Here is a 22,169-nt window from a genome sequence, read left to right on the forward strand (position 1 = left end):
TACAATAAAGTGCTGCCCTAAATTATCACGCCAGCATTCTACCCCGTACCCGCACATCCGGTATCTCAAAGGCATGTTCCGCTATGCCGGCAGGCTACCAGGTCGTGGCGGTACATGCCTGCTGAGCGGGATCGTATTTCTTGATGACTTTGGACAGGTGACTGGCATCGGTAAATCCGAGCTCCCAGGCTATCTCCTTGATACTTTGTCCTGAATGCTGCATACGGCTCTGCGCTACATTGACCCTTGCACGCAGGATATATTCTTTCAGGCTCTCCCCGGTTTTCTTCTTGAAGTACTCGCTGACATAGTTGGCAGAAAGATTGAACCGTTCCGCGAGTGCATCTATACGCAGCTTTTCATTGTCAAACAGGTTGTACTGAATGTAATGCAGCATATCGCCCGGCTGCCGGTCGCCGCCCTGGTGCGACTGGCGGAAAGTACGTTCAAAGTTCCGGACGATCAGGTTCATCAGCGCCACCATATTGGTGCGGATGATCGGCTCGGAGTCATCTTCGTTTTGCATAAACTCGTGCCGGATACTATGAATCAGGCTCACAGCCAGCATTTTATCGGTGGACGACGCCAGGATGTCACCGGGCTGCCGGTTATAGCTGCTGAGGATGTAGTGCAGGTTGGTGAACCAATCGCTGTAATCGGTGCGGTTCCATGCATTTTTTCCGAAAAACAATGCCTTGAAACGGATAAACACAAACGAGCTTTTAGCGCGGATCTCAAAACTGTGGCAGTCATAGGGAGGCAGCAGAAAAATCGCACCGGGGCCATAAGGCAGCATGTTTTTGTTGATACATTGCATTCCCTCGCCTTTTTCTACATAAACAAGCTCAAAGAAGGTGTGCTGGTGCGGTCTTTTATTCCAGACTGAGAGTTCCTCTATGCTGATGTCAAAAGGCAGTACTGCATTTTCGGTAAACATGTTGCTTGATTTTAAACCTGGAAATTTACCTGTTATACCCCGAAAGTTACAGCAGACGGGACAGCGGTTCTCTGCAATTTTGCAACAACAAAAAACGAAATAAAGTCAATACAAAAGCTCAAAATCCTATGCAAGCGATCATTTTAAACGACTTCGGCGACGCCGGTCAGCTGATTTATACCGAAGTACCTGTACCGGAGCCCGCAGCCGGAGAAGTCCTCATTGAAGTAAAAGCGTGGAGCATTAACCCCGTGGATGCCAAAACCCGGGCCGGAAAAGGCATGGCGGGCCGGCTCAAAGATCAGTTTCCCATAATCCTCGGCTGGGATATCAGCGGTACGGTTGTCAAAACAGGTGCTGACGTAACGAAGTTTAAAGAGGGCGACGATGTTTTCGGCATGGTCAACTTTCCCGGTCACGGCCGCGGATATGCCGAATTTGTGGCTGCACCTGCCTCGCACCTCGCCCTGAAACCTGCCGGTATCACCCACGCGGAAGCTGCCGCCACCACACTGGCTGCACTGACCGCCTACCAGGCCCTCATCCTGAAAGGCCCGCTACACAAAGGCGATAAGATCCTCGTGCATGCCGCCGCCGGCGGGGTCGGACATTTTACGGTACAGCTTGCCAAGCACATCGGGGCTTACGTAATTGGCACTTCATCCGCAGAAAACCGCGATTACGTGTTGGAGATCGGTGCAGATGAACATATCGACTACAAGTCGCAACGGTTTGAAGAGCTTGTTTCCGATGCCGACTTTGTACTGGACACCATCGGCGGCGACAACATTGTACGCTCCCTCGAAGTGCTCAAACCCAGCGGAACGCTCATCAGTACCCCCACTTCCGTGCAGGCCGAGGCCGTTGCGGAAGCTGAGAAAAAGGGCATCCGCGCCTTCTTTTTTCTAGTGGAATCCGACGGCAGCCACATGGACGAACTGGCCAGACTGCTGGCAGATGGTACCATTAAGCCTTTTGTAAACCTGTATGATTTTTCACAGATGCGTGAAGCACACCGGCAGCAGGAAAGTGGCAAAACCAAGGGTAAAATCGTGCTGACCAAGACAGGGAGCGATTCCTGATTAACAACATACATTTTGCATCCATTATAACCGCACATGAACATGGCAGATACATTCAGGGCACTGGAGGTAAGTGAGTCCGATGGAAAATACAGCCTGGCAGTTGTAGACAAGACGCTTGATCAGCTTCCTGCGGGCGAAGTGCTGATCCGCGTGCATTACTCATCGCTCAACTACAAGGATGCGCTATCTGCCAGTGGCAACCGGGGCGTCACGCGTACTTTCCCGCACACGCCGGGCATTGATGCAGCCGGGATTGTGGTGGAGTCTGCCGCTCACGAATGGAAACCCGGTGACCAGGTGCTGGTCACCGGGTTTGACCTGGGGATGAACACCCGCGGCGGATTTGCGCAATATGTACGCGTACCGGCCTCCTGGGTGGTGATGCTTCCTGCCGGACTTTCCCTGCGCGAAAGTATGATCTTCGGCACGGCCGGCTTCACGGCAGGGTTGTCGGTAGATGCCATCCTGCGCCACGGGGTGACACCCGGCCAGGGCCGCATTGCCGTAAGCGGCGCTACCGGCGGAGTCGGAAGTATGTCGGTGGCGATCCTGGCCAAACTCAGGTACCAGGTAAGCGCCATTACAGGAAAAGACGGAGACCTGCTCACCAGGCTCGGTGCTTCGGAGACGATCACGAGAACCGAAATGGAGGATACTTCCGGAAAGGCATTGCTCAAACCGCGCTTTGCAGCTGCCGTCGATACAGTGGGCGGCAACGTGCTGGCTACCATCCTGAAATCGCTCCAATATGGCGGTATTGCCACCGCCTGCGGAATGGTGGGAGGAGGCACACTGCCGGTTACCGTTTTTCCATTCATATTAAAGGGCGTGCACCTGGCCGGTATTGACTCTGTGGAAGCTCCCATGCCTAAGCGCCTGAGCGTCTGGGAAGCATTGGCTGGTCCCTGGAAGCCTGAGATGCTGGGCACTATGGCTGAGGAAATCACCCTCGCTGAGCTGCCCGCTGCCATCGAAAAGATCCTGCATGGGAAAATGACCGGGAGGGTGATCATCAGGCTTCCCGACTAGTCAGCTGCTACCGACGGGGCGACTCCGAACTGCTTTTTGAATGCAAATGAAAAGTGGGACAAATCTTCAAAACCAACATCCAGGTAAACATCGGACGCGGACCTGTGCTGTTCCCTGATCATATAGTGGGCTTCTTCCAGGCGCTTGTGCAGTAGCCAGCGGCCGGGGGTCTGGTGGAATATTTTTTCAAAATCGCGCTTGAAGGTTGACAGGCTGCGGCCCGTGAGATAGGCAAACCGTTTCAGCTCCACATTGAACTGGTAATGCTTGTTCATAAATGCTTCAAGGTCTATCTTTCCAGGATCCGAGAAGTCAAAGAGTACATTTTTGAGTTCCGGCGCAGCCTGCAGAAGGAGCAGCAGTGCTTCCTTCTGCTTCAATGCCAGCAGCTCCGAAGTACCCGGCTGGCTCAGCAGACCTTCATACGCCCGGAGCGAGGCCATGTAGTTGCCCAGGACCGACGGCGACGGCAGCCGCGTGAAAGTTCCGGCATTGCTGTGACCAGCAGGCTGGTACCCGAGTTCCAGGCTGTACCTGCGCAGCATTTCTTCGGTAAAAAACACTGCTACCGAGCGGAATTCACCATTTTCGGGCGGGCGCTTGTCGTACTTGGAGAGATGGTTGCGGCGGCAGAAGTACAGCTCGCCTTCCCGAAAAACCTGCGTTTCCAAACCATCATTTACCACAAAACTTCCCGAGATCACCAGCCCGATCGCATGGTCGGGAATAAACTGTTCCCCTGCCCTGCTCCTGGCATGGTAGCAGGCATATTGAAGGGGATGCAGCCTTTCGGGTGTATTCATTGCCATTTTCTTCAACCAAAAACCGGACGTTTCCAGCATAACTATCCGATCAGCGCTTTCGGTTCCAGGTAGGCTTCCAGACCATATACCCCGTACTCCCGCCCGATACCCGATTGCTTGAACCCGCCAAAGGGCGCCATCGGATCATGCCTCAGTCCATTGATCGCCACCCGGCCTGCCTGGATTTTCGAGGCCACCCGGCGCGCACGTTCCGGATCCGACGAGCTCACGTAAGCGTGCAGGCCATAATCCGTATCATTGGCAATTGTGATCGCCTCTTCATCCGTCCGGTAGGTGATAACGGACAGTACCGGCCCGAAGATTTCCTCCCGGGCAATGCGCATATCATTGGTGACGCCGGTAAAAACGGTTGGTTTTACGAAGTTACCATCCTCTAACCCCTCAGGCTGGCCGGTTCCTCCCGCCATCAGCTGGGCACCCTCATCCAGCCCGAGCTGAATGTACCCCTGTACGCGTTCATACTGCTTTTTGCTCACCATCGGCCCTACCTGTGTATCCGGGTCTTCCGGCCGCCCGACTTGGGTAGCACCTACCACCTGTTTGAGCAAAGCATTTACCTCGTCGGCACGGCTTTCGGGTACGAGCAGGCGTGTGCCGGCAATGCAGGCCTGCCCGCTGTTCATGAATGCGGCCATCACAGCCATGGGTACTGCGGTAGCAAGGTCGGCATCGTCCAGCAATATGTTAGGAGACTTTCCGCCGAGTTCCAGCGTAACTCTTTTCATGGTTGCCACTGCATCTCGCGCAATCGTTTTGCCTACGGCAGTCGAGCCTGTAAATGAGATCTTGGCTATGTCGGGGTGCCGGGTAATTTCTGCGCCTACCACGGTACCCAGTCCATTGACGACGTTGAAAATCCCGGCAGGTACCGATGCCTCATGAAAGCATTCGAGCAGCAGCTGGGTCTGCATGCCACTCATTTCGCTCGGCTTGATCACCGCGGTACATCCTGCCGCCAGTGCAGTGGCGAGCTTGCCGCAGATAAAGCTGGTGCTGGCATTCCAGGGTGTGATAATCCCCACCACCCCCACAGGTTCAAGCCTGATGAGCGAGGTGCCAAGTGTTTTTTCAAACGTAAAAGATTCCAGGAGCTCCATGTTGCTGGTAAAGCTGTTCAGCGCATTGTCAATGCTCATCCGGGAAAATTGCAGCGTACCTCCATATTCCTCCACCATCGCTGCTACGAGCTCGTCCTTTCTGCCAGCTACTGCATCGTGGAGGCGTTGCAGGATCGCGATCCGCTCCGCTGAGGTTGTTTTGGAAAAAGCGGGGAAAGCAGCTTTTGCGGCCGCAATCGCCCGCCGGGTGTCCTCCACGTCGCCCAGTGTCACCCGCCCGATGAGCGTGTTTGTGGACGGATTTACAAGGTCGAAAGTTTCGGTACCGTGCGGTGTAACAAAGGAGCCGTTTACATAAATCTGATTAATTGTTCTCATTCTGCAAGTGTTAGTGACCCTGCAAAGATCACAGGTACACACCCGACTGACTTTGTTGAGAAGTTCAAGTTTACTTTGTTTAAAAGTTCATGTACCAACAAAAAAAGGCAGGAACGTGTGTTCCTGCCTTCAACTGAATGGATGATAATCCGCTATACTTTCAATTTTCCTTCGATAGAATCGTCCAGGGTCTGACCGATGGTAGCGCCTACGAGGGTTTTTACAAATGCCACAGCATTGCCGTGCTTGTTGTCCCAATAGTATCCGTCTGCAACTTCTACCTTGATAACCGTGATCCGGGGATCGTCCTTACCCTCGGTAAACCAGGTTTTCAGAATCGGGTTCCACAACTCATCAATGAGCGCCTGATCGCGGGAGATGGTCGCTTTACCGTATATGCTCAGAAAATCAGAATGTGCCGATCCCTGAAAAAGTAGCTGCACATGATTGTCGGTTTCGATCTCCTCATTTTTATGGCTGTCCGAGGAGCTCAGGAACCAGAAGTTACCATTTTCATCTACTTTCTGTACCGACATAGGTCTTACCTGCAAAGGTCGGTTTGTTTCAATTTTGGTACAGAAAAAACAGGAATCGGCTTTTTCTGTCAATGCTTTGATTTTTTCACCTGCTTCGCTTCCCCAAAGATCCTGATAGTTCTTTTCGGGCTGCTGCTTGTTGATGCTGTCCATGGGTAGTGGTTTTTGTTTTTTGTTTAAACCACCGAAAGAATCATTCCAGCAAACCATTTTCCTGATTTGCCGGAATTCTGAAACGGCCGCTCAACGGATTATTGATGCTGCTTGTCGACAAATCCGGTTGTTCATCTGCAACCAGCCCGGCACGTTTTGCAGCCGGGATCTCGTACCGTAATATTGTTGTCACGGCAGGCTGCTGCCGCACATAGCCATGAAAGCAGCATCAATCATGAATTAAGCAAGAAGCCCTGCGTCCGGTACCGCCTGGGGGGGAGGTACGGTGACCGGGGCTGACCTGCTTTTTGGTACAATATACGGTCAGACCCGCGGGGTAAACAACCGGATCAGCAACTCCCCTTTTTCATCGGCCTGCAGCAGGTAATGTGCTTTTTCCTGCACCAGCACACCACCCTGTCCATCCTTGATATTCCAGGTAATGGCTGCGCTGACTATAAAGTCCGAGAGGTTTTCAAAATGTTCCAGCGTCCCATCCGCGATGACCATCCCCTGGTGGGTATAGTAGGCCACAGCTTCCTGAAAAAAGTCCTCCACCTGCTCACTTCCGGTCACAGCGATGGTAGCGGCCTCGTCCACGACCAGGGACGGAATTGCCCAGAACCCGGAAATCTGCCGGACATCGGCCCGGCTCAATGCTTCGCCGTATGCAGCCACAAACTTTTCGACGGTCAAATTACTGATGCTCATTTTCGGGTTGATTTGGTGTTTCGCGCCTGACCAAAATTATCAGGCCAGCGAACGCTGCACGTGAGCACACCCGCTGCTTCATAGCGGCAGCTGTGTTTGGTGTACAAGGTACAGGTTGTTATGGCAGGCTTATTGCAGGAATCTCAAACCAGCCTCTGCAGGCAGCTTCTACCAAAAAGACTCGCTATGCTGGGCGCTGGTATTTCATTGGCAAACAAGTTTAACATAATGGAAAAAACAGCACTGGGAAAGACAGACCTGAGAATTGCCCCGATCAACCTGGGCGGCAATGTTTTTGGCTGGACTCTGAATGAACAACAATCGTTTGGCATACTCGACGGATTTGCCGGAGCGGGTTTCAACTTTATTGATACCGCCGACACTTACTCGCACTGGGCGGAGGGCAACAAGGGCGGAGAGTCCGAAACAATCATCGGGAACTGGATGCAGGCACGCGGTAACCGCGACCGGATCGTGGTGGCTACCAAGGTCGGCTCAGCTACCAGCAACCTCCCGAAGAATGTCAGCAAAGAACATATCCTGAAAACAGCCGAAGAATCGCTCAAAAGGCTGAAAACAGATTATATCGATCTTTATTACACCCACTTCGATGACGAGGTTACGCCGCTTGAGGAAACACTCGGGGCCTACCAGCAGCTGATTGAGCAGGGTAAGGTCCGCTACATTGCAGCGTCCAACGTCTCCCCCGCCCGCCTGACCGGCTCCCTGGAACTGGCCGAAAAAGAAGGCCTGCCCATTTACAAAGCCCTGCAGCCGCATTACAACCTGGTGGAGCGCGAGGGTTACGAGAGGGACTATGCGCCTGTTGCTGAAAAATACGGTCTGGCAGTATTGCCCTACTGGTCACTCGCATCGGGCTTTCTGACTGGCAAGTACCGCTCCGAAAGCGACCTCGGTAAGAGTCCGCGCGGGCAGGGCGTTAAGCAATACCTCAATGACAGAGGTCTGGCCGTACTAGGCGCGCTCGACCAGGTGGCATCCGGCCATGGCAGCTCGCCGGCAACCGTTGCCCTGGCCTGGCTGCTGCACCAGCCGCTCATTGCAGCGCCCATCGTAAGCGCTACCAGTGACACCCAGCTTCAGACGCTCATTGAGGCACCCGGGCTGAAACTGACTGCGGAGGATCTGGAGCTGCTCAACCAGGCAAGTGCCTGACCGCTTTTTAAGCATATACCCATGACAACAAGAAGAAATTTTCTGGCAAAAGCATCACTGGCGGGTACGGCCCTTGCTGCTGCGCCATTCATTCCTGCATTTGCCAGCAAGCAGCCGCAGGATTTTCAAACAACATTCAGCATGGAAGAACATAAAAAAACGACCCTGCCCGAAATCCCTCTGAAGGCCGGCATCGGCGGCGTAGCTGCCGGGAACGGGTGGCATGAAAATACGGACGAACAGATCAATGAGGCGCTTGAAGCCGCATGGTCGGCGGGCATCCGTCATTACGACACCTCTCCTTTTTACGGGTTTGGTCTGAGTGAGCGCAGGTTCGGGCATTTTTTGTTTGATAAAAAAAGATCCGACTACGTACTTTCCACGAAGGTAGGGCGGCTGTTTGCTGCCGATCCCAACTTCAAGGCAAATCCGAAAAACCTCTTTAAGGGTAACCTGAATTTCAAATACAGGTTTGACTACACGGCCGACGGGGTACGACGCTCGGTGGAAGACAGCCTGCTGCGACTGGGACTTTCATCCATTGATATCGTGTATGTGCACGACCTTTCGCCCGATACCGGTGAACTGGGCGAGAAGTGGACGCAGCAGTTTGATATTGCTGCCAAAGGCGCATTTCCGGCACTGACCCGGATGCGCGAAGAAGGCATCATCAAGGCCTGGGGCCTGGGTGTAAATACGCCTCAGCCTATCCTGAAAGCAATGGAAGTCTCCGACCCTGATGTCATGCTCGTCGCCATTCAATACTCCCTGCTGGACCATCAGGATGCACTGGAAAAACTTTTTCCGGCTATGCAGCAAAAAGGCGTAAAGGCAGTAATCGGCGGGCCCCTCAATGGCGGCTTCCTCGCAGGATACGACCGCTTTAATTACGGCCCGACCGTACCCGCGCCCATGCAGGAACGACGCCAGAAGATCCAGGCGATTGCCGATCGTCACCAGGTAGACCTGCGCACGGCGGCTCTGCAGTTTTGTACAGCCCACCCGGTGGTTGCGGCAGTGATTCCCGGCGCGAGTACAGCTGCCCAGGCAGTAGCCAATGCAGTATCCATGTCGAAGGTTTTACCGGAAGCTTTCTGGAGTGACCTCAAATCGGCCGGTCTGATTGCAGCCGGTGCACCGATTCCGAAAGCAGTTTAATTTTTTTTAATAAAGAGTAAAGCCTGGCTCAATCGGCCAGGCTTTACTTTTTTACAGCGGGTTAACGCATTCCATCAGCCGGCTGGCCGAAATATCGCGGGCATGCAGGTCGGTGTGCGGGGTACCTTTGAGCTCATGCACATACAGCTGGTCATTGCCGCGGTAGAGAAACGACACGGCCGTTTTAGGCTTGCCCGCGTTAAAGGCTTTAAAACCATTATCGTGGTAGGAGGTCATGAGCCGGCTCAGTAGTTCATGATTATTGAATTCCAGGCATTTGAGTGTAAAACCCTCTCCATCCCCATCCCAGTTGAGGTAGAGCAAAAATCTGCAATCCGGTTCAATGCTGAAATAAAAATTGAATCGCCGGTGACTGGCAAACCGCTGCGAGAGCGTCAGTTCGGCAGACTGCGGATAGTAGGATTTAATCTCAGAACGCAGGTAGTCCAGCGCATTCATATGTAGTGGGTTGTTTGTTGAAAAATGTTATTGTGACAAATGTATCCACTACACAGGATTTATTCAATCCGCTGTACGCATTTTAGCCTCCTGCGGTTACTTGGTCACCGGGTGATGCATCATCAGGTCTTCAATCGTGCGGGTGAGTTCCGGCACCGGTGTTTTGAATTTCAGGTAGGCGTGCGGACCTTTCGGGTCGTCTTTCCATGCATTGTTGCCGCCCTTCGGAATGAAATACCCGCGCTGCAGCCCGAAGTACCTTTCTGCTCCCCTGGCGGCGGCCAGTACGGCCGTCTGGTCCCAGCTCATGCGCCCCAGGCTGTCGCCTTTCGAGAAGGACATTGCTTTCGCAAATGCATCTTTCACAGGTGAGTTCCTGAGCGTATCCTGCGTCAGCCGCAAACCGGTCACCACCGCTTTACCGATTTCAAAACCACTGAAAATAATTTCGGTAGGCCACTGCGTAAACACCTTTCCGGATGCGACTGAGTCTACCAGCACGTTGTATTCCCTTCCTTCCGGAAACGCACCTGCCATGGAGACCAGGCGTTTTACTTTCCGCCCGATAAGTTCTTTTCCATTCAGGTCAGAAATCGAGTCGGGCCGGGAGTCCAGCAGGCTGGCCATGTTGGTCAGAAATCCGATGGTAACAATGGTTACGCTGGAATCGGGCTGAGCGGCGAGCAGCCGGCGGTAAGCAGTAAGTGCATCCGGCGCCTCGGTGGACGACCTGATCCGGTGCGGGTACCTGCCGGTGAGCAGCTCAGGCCATCCCTGGCTCGCCCCGGCCTGAGGTGCATTGGGACGTTTTGGCGCAGCGGTCGGCAGGTCAGGGCGGCCGAAATAAGTATTGAGTACATCAATGGTCGGCACAACCAGCTCCTGTGCATTGCTGGCAATGATGGCGAGCGGCTCTACCTCGCCGCTGTCGGCCAGTGCGTGCATCATTGCCACGGCCCCTACGTCGTCGTAGTCGGGACCGATATCAGTATCCAGGATGATGGCGGGCTTTCCGGGCCGGGCAACTTCTTCACCTTTGTGTCCGGTACAACTCAGGATCATGCTCAGCAGTGGCAGAGCAAGGGAGGCATATTTCATGGGGCAGGTTTAGGTAAATACGGTACAACGGGGATATAAGCGCGTCTTATTCCCGGACTACTTCCTTTCTGTAAGGCATTGCGCTTTGCGCTCCGGGCCGCGTCACACTCACGGCAGCAGCCGCGCACGCAAACCTGACCGCATCTTCCAGGTTCATCCTTTCGGAAAGGCCCACAGCCAGTGCTCCGTTAAAGCAATCCCCTGCGGCAGTTGTATCGACAGCAGTAACCTCCGGCGCAGCGATCATACGTTCATACGCATTCGTCCTGATCAGCGCTCCCCTGCTTCCGAGGGTTATCACCACATTGCGGACGCCTTTTTGCAGCAGCATCTGCGCTGCCCTGCGCACGTCCTCTTCGCCGCTCACCGGCATGCCTGTGAGCAAAGCAGCCTCCGTTTCATTAGGCGTGATCAGAAAAAGGTCATGCAGGAGGTTGTCCGGCAGGTGCCGGGCGGGTGCAGGGTTCAGGATTACCTTCGCACCCTTTTCCCGCGCCCTGTTCACAGCTGCCTCTACTGCCTCCGGCTGAATTTCGAGCTGCACCAGTACGATATCGCCGGCTGTAAGCTTTTCGAGGCCGGCCAGCACTTCCTGTCCCATCAGTGCATTGTTGGCGCCCGGCGCTACGGCAATGCAGTTTTCGCCGGCGGCATTTACATTGATCAGCGCAATGCCGGATGGTAGTTCAGGGTCTGTCACAACAAAGTCGGTAACCAAGCCTTCCTGCCTGAAATGATCCAGCGTTCCGCGCCCGAACAAATCATCACCAATTTTGCCGATGAACGTGACCTGGCCACCCAGCCGGGATGCACCCACGGCCTGGTTGGCTCCTTTGCCGCCGGGATTCATCAGAAAACTTTCGCCGATGACCGTTTCGCCCGGGGCCGGCAACTTTTCCGAGCGTACTACCATATCCGTGTTGGAACTTCCTACAACATAAATCATGATCGTCAGTATTAGCATTTACCCGCTGCAATATGATCCAAAATCGGCGGTTTGCCTCATTTTATTACTTTTGACCAGTTTTTCACCAAAGTAAATGTCCCTATGCTCAAAAACTCACTCAAAGTTGCCCTCATCCTGTTGGCAGCATTCCATGCTTTTACAGCATCAGCCCAGACCCAGAAAGCGGATGTTGAAAAACGCCTGACCGAACTGGGCGTGACATTGCCGAAGCTGAATCCTTCCAAAGGTAATCTGCTGCGCGCGGTACGGGTAGGCAACCTCGTTTATCTCTCCGGTCACGGTCCCGACAAGCCAGGCGGCGGACAGATCCTCGGGAAGGTAGGTGATAATCTGACAGTTGAGCAGGGCAAGGAAGCTGCCCGGCTCTGCGGGATTGCTTTGCTGGCATCCCTGAAAGAAGAAATTGGCGACCTGAATAAGGTGAAACGCATTGTAAAGGTGCTCGGCCTGGTGAATGCGACGCCTACCCTCACCCAGCAGCCGCAGGTGATCAATGGCTTTACAGACTTTATGGTAGAGGTATTCGGCGATGCCGGCAAGCACGCACGGTCGGCTTTCGGGGTAGCTTCCTTGCCCTCAGGCATAGCCGTGGAAATCGAAATGATTGTGGAAGTGGCCGAGTAGCTTTGTTGCTGGCACACATTTTCTGATGCAACGTTTAATCGTCCCGTTTGTAGCTCAGCGGGACGATTTTAGGTTCAGCACAATCAACCAGCACCATGACCAGTACACAACCCCGCCACAGTTTTTTTTACCGAAATGGATTAAGCCTGCTATTTATTACGCTTTTTATACTTACCATGGGAGCCCAGGCAGTTACCGGCTGGGCCGAACACAATGAGGAACTTCAGCTGCTGAATGCAGGCCCGCTTACCTTTACAGATTACCTCCGGAGCGGTCACTTTATCTCCGCAACTTTTGAGAATTTTGAAAGTGAGTTCCTGCAGATGAGTGTATACGTACTCCTGACGATCAACCTTCGTCAGCAAGGCTCGGCAGAGTCGAAGTCGCTGGACGAGCCCGAAGAAGTAGACCGGGAGCCTACCCCGGGCAAGGATGCGCCCTGGCCCGTCAACAAAGGTGGCTGGGTGCTCAAATTATATGAAAACTCACTTTCCCTGGTGTTCTTACTCCTTTTTCTCGTAAGTTGGTCACTGCACCTGCGGGGCAGCTGGCTGGATCATAATCAGGAAAACAGGCTCAACAGCCTGCCCGAAGACAGCATTGCACAGTACCTGCTGAAACCTACGTTCTGGTTTGAGACGTTCCAGAACTGGCAAAGTGAATTCCTGTCCATTGCCTGCATTGTAGTTTTTACTATTTTCCTGCGGCAAAAAGGATCACCCGAATCCAAGCCGGTGGATGCACCCGATACTGAAACAGGAAAGTAAGTTCCTGCATACACACACGCTCGTTACCCTGTGACAGTCTAGTTTTTACCTTTAAAAAGAGCCGGCAACCTGCCGGCACGACCCACATCTAAACAATGCAAGCTGTTAAAACCGGACTTGAAATTGCCGGATATCTCATCGTCATAATCAGCCTTATCCCGCTGATCCGAAGTGATTACTGGACCTTCCGCGTATTTGAGTATCCCCGGCTTCAGAAGCTGATCCTGAACATCATCATTACATCGGCATTTTTGATGCTGGGCATGCCCGAGTCGCGCGCCGACTATCTCTTTGTGGGCTGCACCATCCTCAATGCCTGCTATCTTGGCTACCAGATCTTCCCATTTACCTACCTTGCCGGCAAGCGCCTTAAGAAAGCTGACAAGATCATTGAGCAGGATCAGATATGTATTTTTTCATCCAATGTTTTACAGGACAACAAGAATACCGCGGGCTGCATGGATCTGATTTCAAAAATTAACCCTGACGTCATTCTGCTGCTTGAAACAGACGAGTACTGGCGAAAAGGTACGGAGGGACTTGCCGGCAAATACCCGCACCAGGTGCTGGTACCGCTCAGTAACACCTACGGTATGCTCCTGTACTCACGTCTTCCGCTGGTCAACCCGGAGGTGCGGCACCTGGTAGATGAGGAGATCCCTTCCATCACTACGCAGGTGCAGCTGGATTCAGGCAAGGCAGTGACCCTGTACTGTGTGCATCCTACTCCGCCTGTACCCGGCGAAAACCGCTACTCGACCGACCGCGACAAGGAGCTGCTGCTCATCGCCAAAGAAGTAAAAAAAGACCCGAAGCCCACCATCGTCGTGGGTGACCTCAACGATGTGGCCTGGTCGTACACCACAGCCCTTTTTACCAAAATGAGCGGCCTGCTCGATCCCCGGATCGGGCGGGGATTTTACAATACATTCCACGCCTGGTACCCTTTTCTGCGCTTTCCACTCGACCATGTTTTCTGCTCCACGGACTTCAAGCTGGTGAGCCTGAAAAGACTAGCGAGCTTCGGCTCCGACCATTTCCCGATCCTGATCCGGCTGCAGTTTGAAGCTGCTGCCCAGTACCAGCAGGAGGAGCCTGAGCCTACGGCTGAAGAAGTGGAGCTGGCAGAAGAAAAGGTGCACAAGGAAAGTCCGGAGTAATGCCACCCGGCACTACCCTTCCTCTTCGTCCGTATTCCTGATCTTCAGCAGCAATGCATAGGCATTCCGTACCACCAGGCGGGTAGCGGCCGTCAGTTCCGGTGCTTCTATCTGCTGAATGCCCCGGTCGGCAGAACCCGGTTTCACTTCTAACATTTCGAACTTGCCGGCGCCCTGGTCTAGGAAAACATAGTACTTGTTTTCCCATCGCACAACCGCCTCCTCGGGAACGGTGAGTGCACGCTTGCTTTTGACGGATACCTGTCCGTTCATAAACATACCCGGTACGAGGCGGGAGCTGTATTTTTCAAAATGGCAGTGTACCTCCGCCATGCGGTCCTGGTCGAGGCTTTTACTGATCAGGATGATCTCGGCATCGTACTTGCGGCCGGGTTCGTCGTTGGTATAGGCAGTCACATGCTGCCCGATAGACAATGCATTCAGGTCTTTTTCAAAGACGCTCAGCGAAAGGTGGATGTCGCTCGGATCGACCAGCTCGAACAGCATGTCGGTGGGCGCCGTGTACTTGCCTACATTCACATTTACCTTGGAAACAAATCCGTTGATGGGCGAAAGTATGGCCACCGTTTTTGAAATGCTTTCGGGCTGCAGGCGCTCCGGCCGGATGCCGATCACTTCGAGCTTGCGGGCGAGCGCACTCATGAGAATGCGCTGCATTTCCATCTCCGACCTGGCCTGCTGAAAAACCTTGTCACTGCTGGCCTTGCTGGCATTCAGATCCTGCTGACGCTTAAATTCACTTTCCGCCAGTTCAAACTTTTCCTTGGCGGTCAGGTAATCCTGCTGCAACTGTATAAACTGCATATCTTCCAGCTCGGCCAGTACCTGTCCTTTGGAGACATGCATTCCCGGCAGCATGCGGGTCGATTTCAGGTAGCCGCCCAGGGGAAAGCTGAGGCTGATGGTACTCTGGGGCGGAACATCGATTTTACCCTGCAGACTGAGCATGCCGCTCACCTGCTCTACCTGCGGCGTGCCTACTTGCACGCCTGCATTGGTAAGCTGGCTGGATGTAAATGTGACCGTTGTAGTCTCAGCAGCCGTTTCCGGTGCCTCTTTTTCTGCCTCCTTCGCTTCATTTTCCGGTTTGCCTGAGCATGCCAGCAGCAGGCAGGTGAGCGCGGTCAATAGGTATGTTTTCATCTTAAAATATCGTTATAAGTTGTTCAGTCTGAGAAGCTGTATGACAGCCTGGTTATAGGCACCAAGTGCATTCACATATTCATTCCGGATACTGATCGCCTGCCCGGCCAGGATCACCCATTGCAGGTAATCAATCTCGCCTGCCTGGAACTGGCGGTCGGCCGTGGTGAGGATCACGGTGGCATTCTCGAGTGCCCGGGTTTCGTAGTACTGCAGGTTGAGGGTAAACTTTTCTACCTGACCAGCGGCAATCCTCAGCCCGGCCTGCGTTTGCCGCTCTACCCACTCCGCCTGCTTCCGGCCCCGCTCATAGTCGGTTTTGGCAGCAGCGGCCCTTGCCGACTGTGCCTTGAAAAACAGGGGAATGCTGATACCCGCATTCACGTAGCTGAACCTCTTACCCGGACCAAAATACACATCCTGCCCGCCTATCGTCTGATAACCCCTCAGGCTCTGATTGTTGTAGCCGAGCGTGATGTCCGGCAGCTGGCGTGCTTTTTCCGTTTTATACCTGAAAAATAAAGCCTGGGTCTGCAAACCGGCAAGCTCAACAGCCGGCAGGTGGGCGGCCGTGGTGTCTGCCGTTGTTACAGGAAGGTTGATTTTGGGAGATACAATGCCGGGTATCCGCTCTTCGCCTCCGCCCAATACCAGGTTAAACTCACGCAACACGATCGCGAGGTCTTTTTGAAGCAGTTCAAGCTGATTGGCAATCTGCTGCTGCTGGGTTGCGGCTGTGGTCCTTTCCAGCACATTGGTTTCACCTTTCTGAAAACGCAGCTCCGACCGCCGCTGCAGAAGTCCGAAAATACTGTCAGAATACATCAGCAGCCTTTCTTTTTCTTTTAAAACCGCATACTCGTAGAATAGCTCCCGGGTTCTGGCACGTACGTCCTGCTCGGTAAGGCGCACCTGCGCCTGGGCCGCCAGGTAGTCGGACTGTAATACCTTCCGCTGGCTGCTGTACACTGCGGGCCAGCTAAAAGTCTGGCTGATGCCGATACGCGAATCCTGGTAGTTGCTGTTGAACTTGCCATAGTCGGCACTCACAAGCGTTTTGGGCATATCGAAGGACGACGACCGCAGTTGCTCGGCAGCCCTTTGGGCCAGCCTGGAACCCTGCACCTGCTGGTTTTGCTGCACTGCTTTTTCCACCGCCTCTTCGATGCTGACAATACGGGTTTGCGCGTGAACCGCCGGGGCACCGAGTAAAAACAGCAGCATGACCGCCACCTTTCCCGCCGGGCCTGACTTGCTGCCTTTTTGTTCAAACAACAAATACAGAGCCGGAAGTACAAAAAGTGTCAGCAGGGTAGCCGTCACAAGTCCTCCGATCACGACCGTGGCAAGCGGTCTTTGTACCTCTGCACCCGCTCCGTTGCTCATCGCCATCGGCAGGAATCCCAGCGAGGCTACGGAGGCAGTCATCAGTACCGGGCGTAGGCGGTTGCGTGTCCCGGTGAGTACAAGGTCCAGCGGACTGGCAAATTCGCCTTCTTTTTTGATACGGTTAAATTCAGAGATGAGCACAATCCCGTTAAGTACTGCTACGCCGAACAATGCGATAAAGCCCACGCCTGCCGAAATGCTGAAAGGCATCCCGCGGGCTGCGAGTGCAAAAATGCCGCCGATGGCCGAAAGCGGAATGGCCGTGTAGATCAGCGCTCCCTCCCGCACCGACGAGAAGGCAAAGTAGAGCATCACGAAAATCAGCAGCAATGCCACGGGTACCGCTATGCCCAGCCTCGCTTTTGCCTGCTGCAGGTTTTCAAACGCTCCCCCGTATGTAACCGAGTACCCCGGCTCAAACCGCATCCGGGCGGACACTTTCTGCTGTAGTTCTTCCACAATGGATTGTACATCCCGCCCGCGCACGTTAAATCCTACCACGATCCGCCGACGGGCATTTTCGCGCTGCACCTGGTTGGGGCCCTCGATTTCGGCGATGCGGGCTACCTGGTACAGGGGGATCTGAATACCCGTGGGAGTGGAAATGGGAAGGTTCTCGACATCCTGAATGCTTTTTCGGCCCTCTTCTCCGATCCTGACCACCAGGTCAAAGCTCTTTTCGCCTTCATAAATCCGCCCTGCCGCTGCGCCTGCAAAGGCAGCATTGACGGTGGTATTGATGTCATCCACATTGAGGCCGTACTTGGCAATTTCACCCCGGTTGTATTCGATCACGATCTGGGGCATTCCGGTTACTTTTTCAACGTACCAGTCGGCAGTACCCTCCACGGTCTTCGCAATTTCGCCTAGCTGGGCAGCGTAGGCCGCAAGCTTGTCGAGGTCTTCCCCGAAAATTTTACAGACTACATCCTGCTTGGCACCCGTCATCAGCTCGTTGAAGCGCATTTGTACCGGATACTGAAACCCGGTAGTAATTCCCGGAACCACTTCCTGGGCAGTAGCTGCCATTTTTTCGGCCAGCTCGGGAAAGGTTTTTGCGCTGGTCCATTCCGATTTGTCTTTCAGCACAATGATCATGTCACCCGCTTCGATGGGCATGGGATCGGTGGGGATTTCGGCACTGCCGATCCGGGACACTACCTGCGTTACCTCGGGGTACTTGCGCTCAATGGTTTCCGAAACGCGTTTGATCGCCTCTACGGTGGTGCTGAGGTTGGTACCGACCAGCAGGCGGGTTTCCACGGCAAAGTCACCTTCTTCCAGCTGGGGGATAAACTCTCCGCCCATTTGCAGGAACATCCATACGGCAATTCCGAACATTGCAAACGCAGCGCCCGCCACCCATTTTTTGATATGCATGGCCCGCATAAGCAAGCGGCTGTAAATGCTTTCCAGCCTGGCCATGATCCGGTCCGAAATATTGGGCTTATGCACCACTTTGCGGCTGATCACCAGTGAACTGATCATGGGCACGTAGGTAAGTGAAAGTATAAAGGCGCCAAGGATTGCGAAAGCCACGGTCTGCGCCATGGGCTTGAACATTTTACCCTCAATACCGGAAAGCGATAGGATCGGCAGGTACACGATCAGGATGATGATCTGCCCGAAAACCGCCGCATTCATCATGCGCGAAGCCGAGTGGATCACTTCCTTGTTCATTTTCCCCTGTGAAATCTTTTCAAGGCCGGTGTATTTACTGGAAAAATAGAGGTGGTGCAGAATGGCCTCTACGATGATCACGGCACCATCCACGATCAGCCCGAAATCCAGTGCACCCAGGCTCATCAGGTTGCCGCTCACGCCGAAGGTATTCATCATGGTCACCGCAAAGAGCATCGACAATGGAATAACCGAAGCCACAATGAGCCCTGCGCGCAGGTTGCCCAGGAAAATAACCAGTACCGCCACCACAATGAGCGCCCCCTCCAGCAGGTTCCGCTCCACGGTTCCTATAGCGTGGCTCACCATTTTGGTGCGATCCAGAAATGGCTCGATCACCATGCCTCGCGGGAGCGTTTTACGGATCTCAGTGATCCGGGCTTTCACGTTTTTGATCACTTCCGAGGAGTTGCCGCCTTTGAGCATCATAACAATCCCGCCTGCCACCTCGCCCTCTCCGGCCAGCGTAAGTGCTCCGTAACGGATCGCGGAGCCCAGGCGAACGTCGGCCACGTGGCTGATCAGCACCGGTGTGCCGCCTGCGCTGGTTTTGACAACGATCTGACCAATATCCTCGATGGACCCGGCCAGACCCAGACTGCGGATATACAAAACCGAGGGACCTTTTTCAAGGTAGGCGCCGCCGGTGTTCTGGTTATTGCGGTGCAGGGCCGTAAATACATCGCTGATGGTCAGGTTCATGGCTTTGAGCCGTCCAGGATTTACGGCCACTTCGTACTGCTTGAGTTCGCCCCCGAAGGTAGATACGTCCGCCACACCCGGAGTACCCAGCAACTGGCGCCTTACAAGCCAGTCCTGGGTAGTACGCAGGTCGGCCAGGCTGTACTTTTTCTCGTACCCTTTCGCCGGTTTGAGCACGTACTGGTAAATTTCGCCCAGTCCGGTGGATACTGGGGCCAGCTCGGGCTTATTGGCATTTTCATTGATATCGACCTGTGCCAGCCGCTCGCTCACCTGCTGGCGGGCCCAGTATACGTCGGCTTCGTCTTCAAACACGATGGTGATGACCGACAGTCCGAAACGCGACAGGCTGCGGCTTTCTTTCAGGCCGGGGATGTTGCTCATCGCCTGCTCAATCGGAAAAGTAATGAGACGCTCCACGTCTTCGGCGCCCAGGGCAGGCGCGGTAGTGATCACCTGCACCTGATTATTGGTAATATCAGGTACGGCGTCAATGGGCAACCGGGTCAGTTCAAAAATACCGTAGGATATCCACAGCACCATAAACATTCCGATCACCAGCTTGTTCTCTACGGAGAACCGGATGATTTTGTTCAGCATGATGATTTTTGAAAAAAATACATAGCAACAGAAAGTGCATGCACATCAGAAAATGTACATGGTAATCCGGGCCGCAGTGGCCCGGCTGTATGCAGCATGTTTTTCAGGCTCTCGGCGGGCGGAAAAGTGAGCCGAGTGTAATGTAGTAAGCTACCTGCGGCTTGTCCGGACCATAATGCCGGTGCAGCGGAACGCAGCTGTTTTTGAAGGTAAAATGTTCCAGCGAAGGAATGAAAAGCTGGTTGGTGTGGTGGTGCACTTCCACCTTTTTGAATGGAAGCCGGCCATCCTTTTCGTCATCATTGTCATCAATATCCTTGCCCCAGTAATGCATGGAAAGGAAGTCGATGAAGCCGATTTCCCGGTTAATTGATTTATGTTCTACGAAATGTTTTATCAAAGCAGGCACTTTGAGCAGCTCACACAGCGACGTGGCGTCGAGTATGACTATAAACAAAAGGATATTTCGTGCAAACCGCTTCACAGCTGCCAAATTACCCAAAATTCCTTTCCTGAACAAGAAACCGGAATGTCCGGCAGATGCTTGTGCCGCGATTAATGTGCCGCACCAACCGGCAACAACCCAAATTCACGGCAGGCGGCAGGAAAGTTTTTGCCCTCGTGCCCGGACCGGCTCAGCTTGACCAATGCAAACCGTTCGAGCACATCCAGGTACTGCCACTGGTGCAGGTGCGGAACCGGACAAGCCCAGTCGGCGGCTTTTTCCGCCACTTCCGCGGGTACCTGGGAGAGGTCGTTCCAGCTGTCAGCAATGTGCGCAAGCATTTTGGGAGCGTAACCCGACTGTTTCTCGATCAGGTTTGTTAAATAGTTTTTGTACACCAGCACGTCGTCAGGATCACTGCAGGGCATGCAGGCCAGCTGTTCTTTTTGTGCAAAACTGCATTTCACCCAGTCCGCAAGCTGCATTTTCACGCGGCACGCATCGAGCTTGTAGCGCACGATCATCGGAATACAGCGCAGGCTGGCCGCAAATTCCTGTTCAAATTCAAAATAGCGGGGTGCAAGGTCGGCAGCGATCATGACAGGATGGTTTGAATGGGTTGAATGACAAGTTTAAATGCGGACTTCGGCGCATCGCAGGTGGGGCAGCACCAGGCCGGCGGAAGTGACCCGAATGCAACACCGGGTGCGATGCCGCCCAGCACATCTCCCAGTGCAGAATCATATACCGTCAGGCAGTCGGTGCATTCATACAGGCTGGGGGTTTTGCCGGCTTCATTTTTCTGCTGCTCGTTCTCAGCCACCGCTGCTTCCAGCACTTCTCGCGACCGCTGGTTACTGAACCTGCGGCAGAGGCGTTCAAGCTGGCCGGCCAGATGCATACGGAACAAACCGATTTCAAAAGGTACCAGCGTGCGGCTGTTGGGATTGAAGTTTTCGGTATAAAAAATATCGTACACACAGAAAAAATTGATTGTTCCCAGCCGCAGCAGCGGGCGCTTTTTAATCAGGACCGAGCCAAAAACCTCCGATTTCGGGCGCGTCTGAATGCCGAAACAAAGCCCGAAGGTACGCATGTCCTGTTTTTCGAAATACCGGATCAGGTGCGTTTTCAGGGTAAGGCCCTCCTGGTGATGGTCCTCGGTTTGCCAGGCGAGCTCACTGGCCGCATGCCGTACGTTGATGTTGTGCTTGCCGAGGATATTGCTCCATTGTTCCCGGTGCTGGTCTTCGATCCCCTTGACGACGAGCGATTTCCATGGGGTAGTACAGAGCTCCCCGACCCGGGTTTTCATACAAAGTGAACATACGTCGATCAGGAAATCGATGGGGAAATCTTCATTTCTGCGGTACAACCCGAGCCAGGTGCGCGCATCGTACCGGTTAAATCCTTCGTAGTAAGGGAGTGAAAATGAGGGAAGTTCCAGCTCCTGGACCACAGGCTGGGCAACATAGGGCGTGTTCTTTTTTATTTGTTCAAAAACAAGATCGTCATTCCACTCCCCACCTGCCAGCACTGTCGCTTCCAATGCAGCCGAAAGCTTGCCGATCTCGGGACTATACACGAGCTCACGCCACCTGTACACCTGATTTTGCTGCTTCGGGCGGACATACAGGTACCAGAAATGAGGTTCGGGGGAAGAAATAAAATTTAGATTTCCCGTAAAAAAAGGGGTAAAGCTTTGGGCGGCATCCGAAAGATTGATTTTCACGCCGGGCTGAAAATCAAAGCTGTCGAGTACGGTATGGTAAGCCTGCGCATCCAGCCACGACCCCGACCGGAACACGCCTTCGCCGCAGTACGAGCTGATGATGTTGGGAAAACGGTCAGTCTGGGTCTCAAAGAAAGCGCCCAGCTTCCGCAGCTCCTGTTCGAGCCGGCGCGTGTCTTCATAATGTACCGTCATGAGCAGTTGCTGCCGGGCACCGAAGCGGACCTGGCGTACGTCGCACCCGCGGGCCGCGATGAGCAGGTCGCGCAGCGTACCGGGCGACACCCTGCCGCCGGGCAGGTTTATTTTGAGCTGATAGTAGTCTCTCATGTTTTTG

General features: G+C 53.8%; 21 protein-coding genes. 7 read left to right on the plus strand and 14 right to left on the minus strand.

The window, feature by feature from the left end; translation table 11 throughout:
- Positions 1-94: 94 nt before the first annotated feature.
- The gene (locus HWI92_RS06405; RefSeq protein ID WP_204661745.1) at positions 95-937 is read right to left on the minus strand and encodes an AraC family transcriptional regulator; all 843 of its coding nucleotides are present in this window, start codon (positions 935-937) and stop codon (positions 95-97) included.
- Between the two features lie 128 nt (positions 938-1,065).
- On the opposite strand from HWI92_RS06405, the gene HWI92_RS06410 reads away from it, so the two are divergent.
- Positions 1,066-2,019 (plus strand): NADP-dependent oxidoreductase, encoded by a 954-nt coding sequence (locus tag HWI92_RS06410; protein WP_204661747.1) that lies wholly within the window; start codon positions 1,066-1,068, stop codon positions 2,017-2,019.
- Positions 2,020-2,061: 42 nt separating this feature from the next.
- The gene (locus tag HWI92_RS06415) at positions 2,062-3,051 is read left to right on the plus strand and encodes a YhdH/YhfP family quinone oxidoreductase (RefSeq protein ID WP_229248999.1); all 990 of its coding nucleotides are present in this window, start codon (positions 2,062-2,064) and stop codon (positions 3,049-3,051) included.
- Here the strand turns inward: HWI92_RS06415 and HWI92_RS06420 are convergent.
- The 5 genes from HWI92_RS06420 to HWI92_RS06440 form a co-directional block, all read right to left on the minus strand.
- Entirely contained in the window at positions 3,048-3,854 is an 807-nt protein-coding gene (locus tag HWI92_RS06420; protein WP_204661751.1) for a helix-turn-helix domain-containing protein, read from the minus strand. The two genes, HWI92_RS06415 and HWI92_RS06420, sit on opposite strands and share 4 nt — an antisense overlap.
- A gap of 41 nt (positions 3,855-3,895) precedes the next feature.
- The gene (locus HWI92_RS06425; protein ID WP_204661753.1) at positions 3,896-5,311 is read right to left on the minus strand and encodes an aldehyde dehydrogenase family protein; all 1,416 of its coding nucleotides are present in this window, start codon (positions 5,309-5,311) and stop codon (positions 3,896-3,898) included.
- A 152-nt stretch (positions 5,312-5,463) separates the two neighbouring features.
- Positions 5,464-6,000, minus strand: coding sequence for a pyridoxamine 5'-phosphate oxidase family protein (locus tag HWI92_RS06430; RefSeq protein WP_204661755.1), 537 nt, complete (start codon positions 5,998-6,000; stop codon positions 5,464-5,466).
- Positions 6,001-6,040: 40 nt separating this feature from the next.
- The gene (locus HWI92_RS06435; RefSeq protein WP_204661757.1) at positions 6,041-6,193 is read right to left on the minus strand and encodes a hypothetical protein; all 153 of its coding nucleotides are present in this window, start codon (positions 6,191-6,193) and stop codon (positions 6,041-6,043) included.
- A gap of 131 nt (positions 6,194-6,324) precedes the next feature.
- On the minus strand, positions 6,325-6,711 hold the full coding sequence (locus HWI92_RS06440) for a DUF6841 family protein (protein ID WP_204661759.1): 387 nt from the start codon (positions 6,709-6,711) through the stop codon (positions 6,325-6,327).
- Between the two features lie 228 nt (positions 6,712-6,939).
- Here HWI92_RS06440 and HWI92_RS06445 point away from each other — a divergent pair, with 228 nt between their 5' ends.
- Positions 6,940-7,887 carry an aldo/keto reductase gene (locus HWI92_RS06445; protein WP_204661761.1) on the plus strand — a complete coding sequence of 316 codons (948 nt, stop codon included), beginning with the start codon at positions 6,940-6,942 and terminating at the stop codon, positions 7,885-7,887.
- A gap of 21 nt (positions 7,888-7,908) precedes the next feature.
- A complete protein-coding gene (locus HWI92_RS06450) occupies positions 7,909-9,045 on the plus strand; it encodes an aldo/keto reductase (protein WP_204661763.1) in 1,137 nt (378 codons plus the stop codon).
- 51 nt (positions 9,046-9,096) lie between these two features.
- Here HWI92_RS06450 and HWI92_RS06455 read toward each other — a convergent pair whose 3' ends face one another.
- From HWI92_RS06455 to rbsK, 3 genes are all read right to left on the minus strand, one after another.
- On the minus strand, positions 9,097-9,504 hold the full coding sequence (locus HWI92_RS06455) for a hypothetical protein (protein ID WP_204661765.1): 408 nt from the start codon (positions 9,502-9,504) through the stop codon (positions 9,097-9,099).
- 96 nt (positions 9,505-9,600) lie between these two features.
- Positions 9,601-10,602, minus strand: a complete 1,002-nt coding sequence (locus tag HWI92_RS06460) for a nucleoside hydrolase (RefSeq protein ID WP_229249001.1) — start codon at positions 10,600-10,602, stop codon at positions 9,601-9,603.
- 46 nt (positions 10,603-10,648) lie between these two features.
- Complete coding sequence (gene rbsK, locus HWI92_RS06465; RefSeq protein WP_310589519.1) at positions 10,649-11,548, minus strand: ribokinase; 900 nt, start codon at positions 11,546-11,548, stop codon at positions 10,649-10,651.
- 102 nt (positions 11,549-11,650) lie between these two features.
- Here rbsK and HWI92_RS06470 point away from each other — a divergent pair, with 102 nt between their 5' ends.
- The 3 genes from HWI92_RS06470 to HWI92_RS06480 all read left to right on the plus strand — a co-directional run bounded on the left by HWI92_RS06470 (position 11,651) and on the right by HWI92_RS06480 (position 14,120).
- On the plus strand, positions 11,651-12,193 hold the full coding sequence (locus HWI92_RS06470) for a RidA family protein (protein WP_204661767.1): 543 nt from the start codon (positions 11,651-11,653) through the stop codon (positions 12,191-12,193).
- Between the two features lie 95 nt (positions 12,194-12,288).
- Entirely contained in the window at positions 12,289-12,960 is a 672-nt protein-coding gene (locus HWI92_RS06475; protein WP_204661769.1) for a DUF6766 family protein, read from the plus strand.
- A 95-nt stretch (positions 12,961-13,055) separates the two neighbouring features.
- A complete protein-coding gene (locus tag HWI92_RS06480; RefSeq protein ID WP_204661771.1) occupies positions 13,056-14,120 on the plus strand; it encodes an endonuclease/exonuclease/phosphatase family protein in 1,065 nt (354 codons plus the stop codon).
- Between the two features lie 12 nt (positions 14,121-14,132).
- Here the strand turns inward: HWI92_RS06480 and HWI92_RS06485 are convergent, their stop codons facing one another.
- From HWI92_RS06485 to HWI92_RS06505, 5 genes are all read right to left on the minus strand, one after another.
- Entirely contained in the window at positions 14,133-15,284 is a 1,152-nt protein-coding gene (locus tag HWI92_RS06485; protein WP_204661773.1) for an efflux RND transporter periplasmic adaptor subunit, read from the minus strand.
- A gap of 12 nt (positions 15,285-15,296) precedes the next feature.
- Complete coding sequence (locus HWI92_RS06490; RefSeq protein WP_204661775.1) at positions 15,297-19,655, minus strand: CusA/CzcA family heavy metal efflux RND transporter; 4,359 nt, start codon at positions 19,653-19,655, stop codon at positions 15,297-15,299.
- A gap of 103 nt (positions 19,656-19,758) precedes the next feature.
- The gene (locus HWI92_RS06495) at positions 19,759-20,112 is read right to left on the minus strand and encodes a hypothetical protein (RefSeq protein WP_229249003.1); all 354 of its coding nucleotides are present in this window, start codon (positions 20,110-20,112) and stop codon (positions 19,759-19,761) included.
- Between the two features lie 98 nt (positions 20,113-20,210).
- Positions 20,211-20,699 carry a nitrate reductase associated protein gene (locus HWI92_RS06500; protein WP_204661780.1) on the minus strand — a complete coding sequence of 163 codons (489 nt, stop codon included), beginning with the start codon at positions 20,697-20,699 and terminating at the stop codon, positions 20,211-20,213.
- Positions 20,696-22,162, minus strand: coding sequence for a rubredoxin (locus HWI92_RS06505; RefSeq protein ID WP_204661782.1), 1,467 nt, complete (start codon positions 22,160-22,162; stop codon positions 20,696-20,698). Before HWI92_RS06505 ends, HWI92_RS06500 begins: the two co-directional genes overlap by 4 nt.
- Positions 22,163-22,169 lie beyond the last annotated feature (7 nt).

Source organism: Dyadobacter sandarakinus, assembly GCF_016894445.1.
Taxonomy (GTDB): Bacteria; Bacteroidota; Bacteroidia; order Cytophagales; family Spirosomataceae; genus Dyadobacter; species Dyadobacter sandarakinus.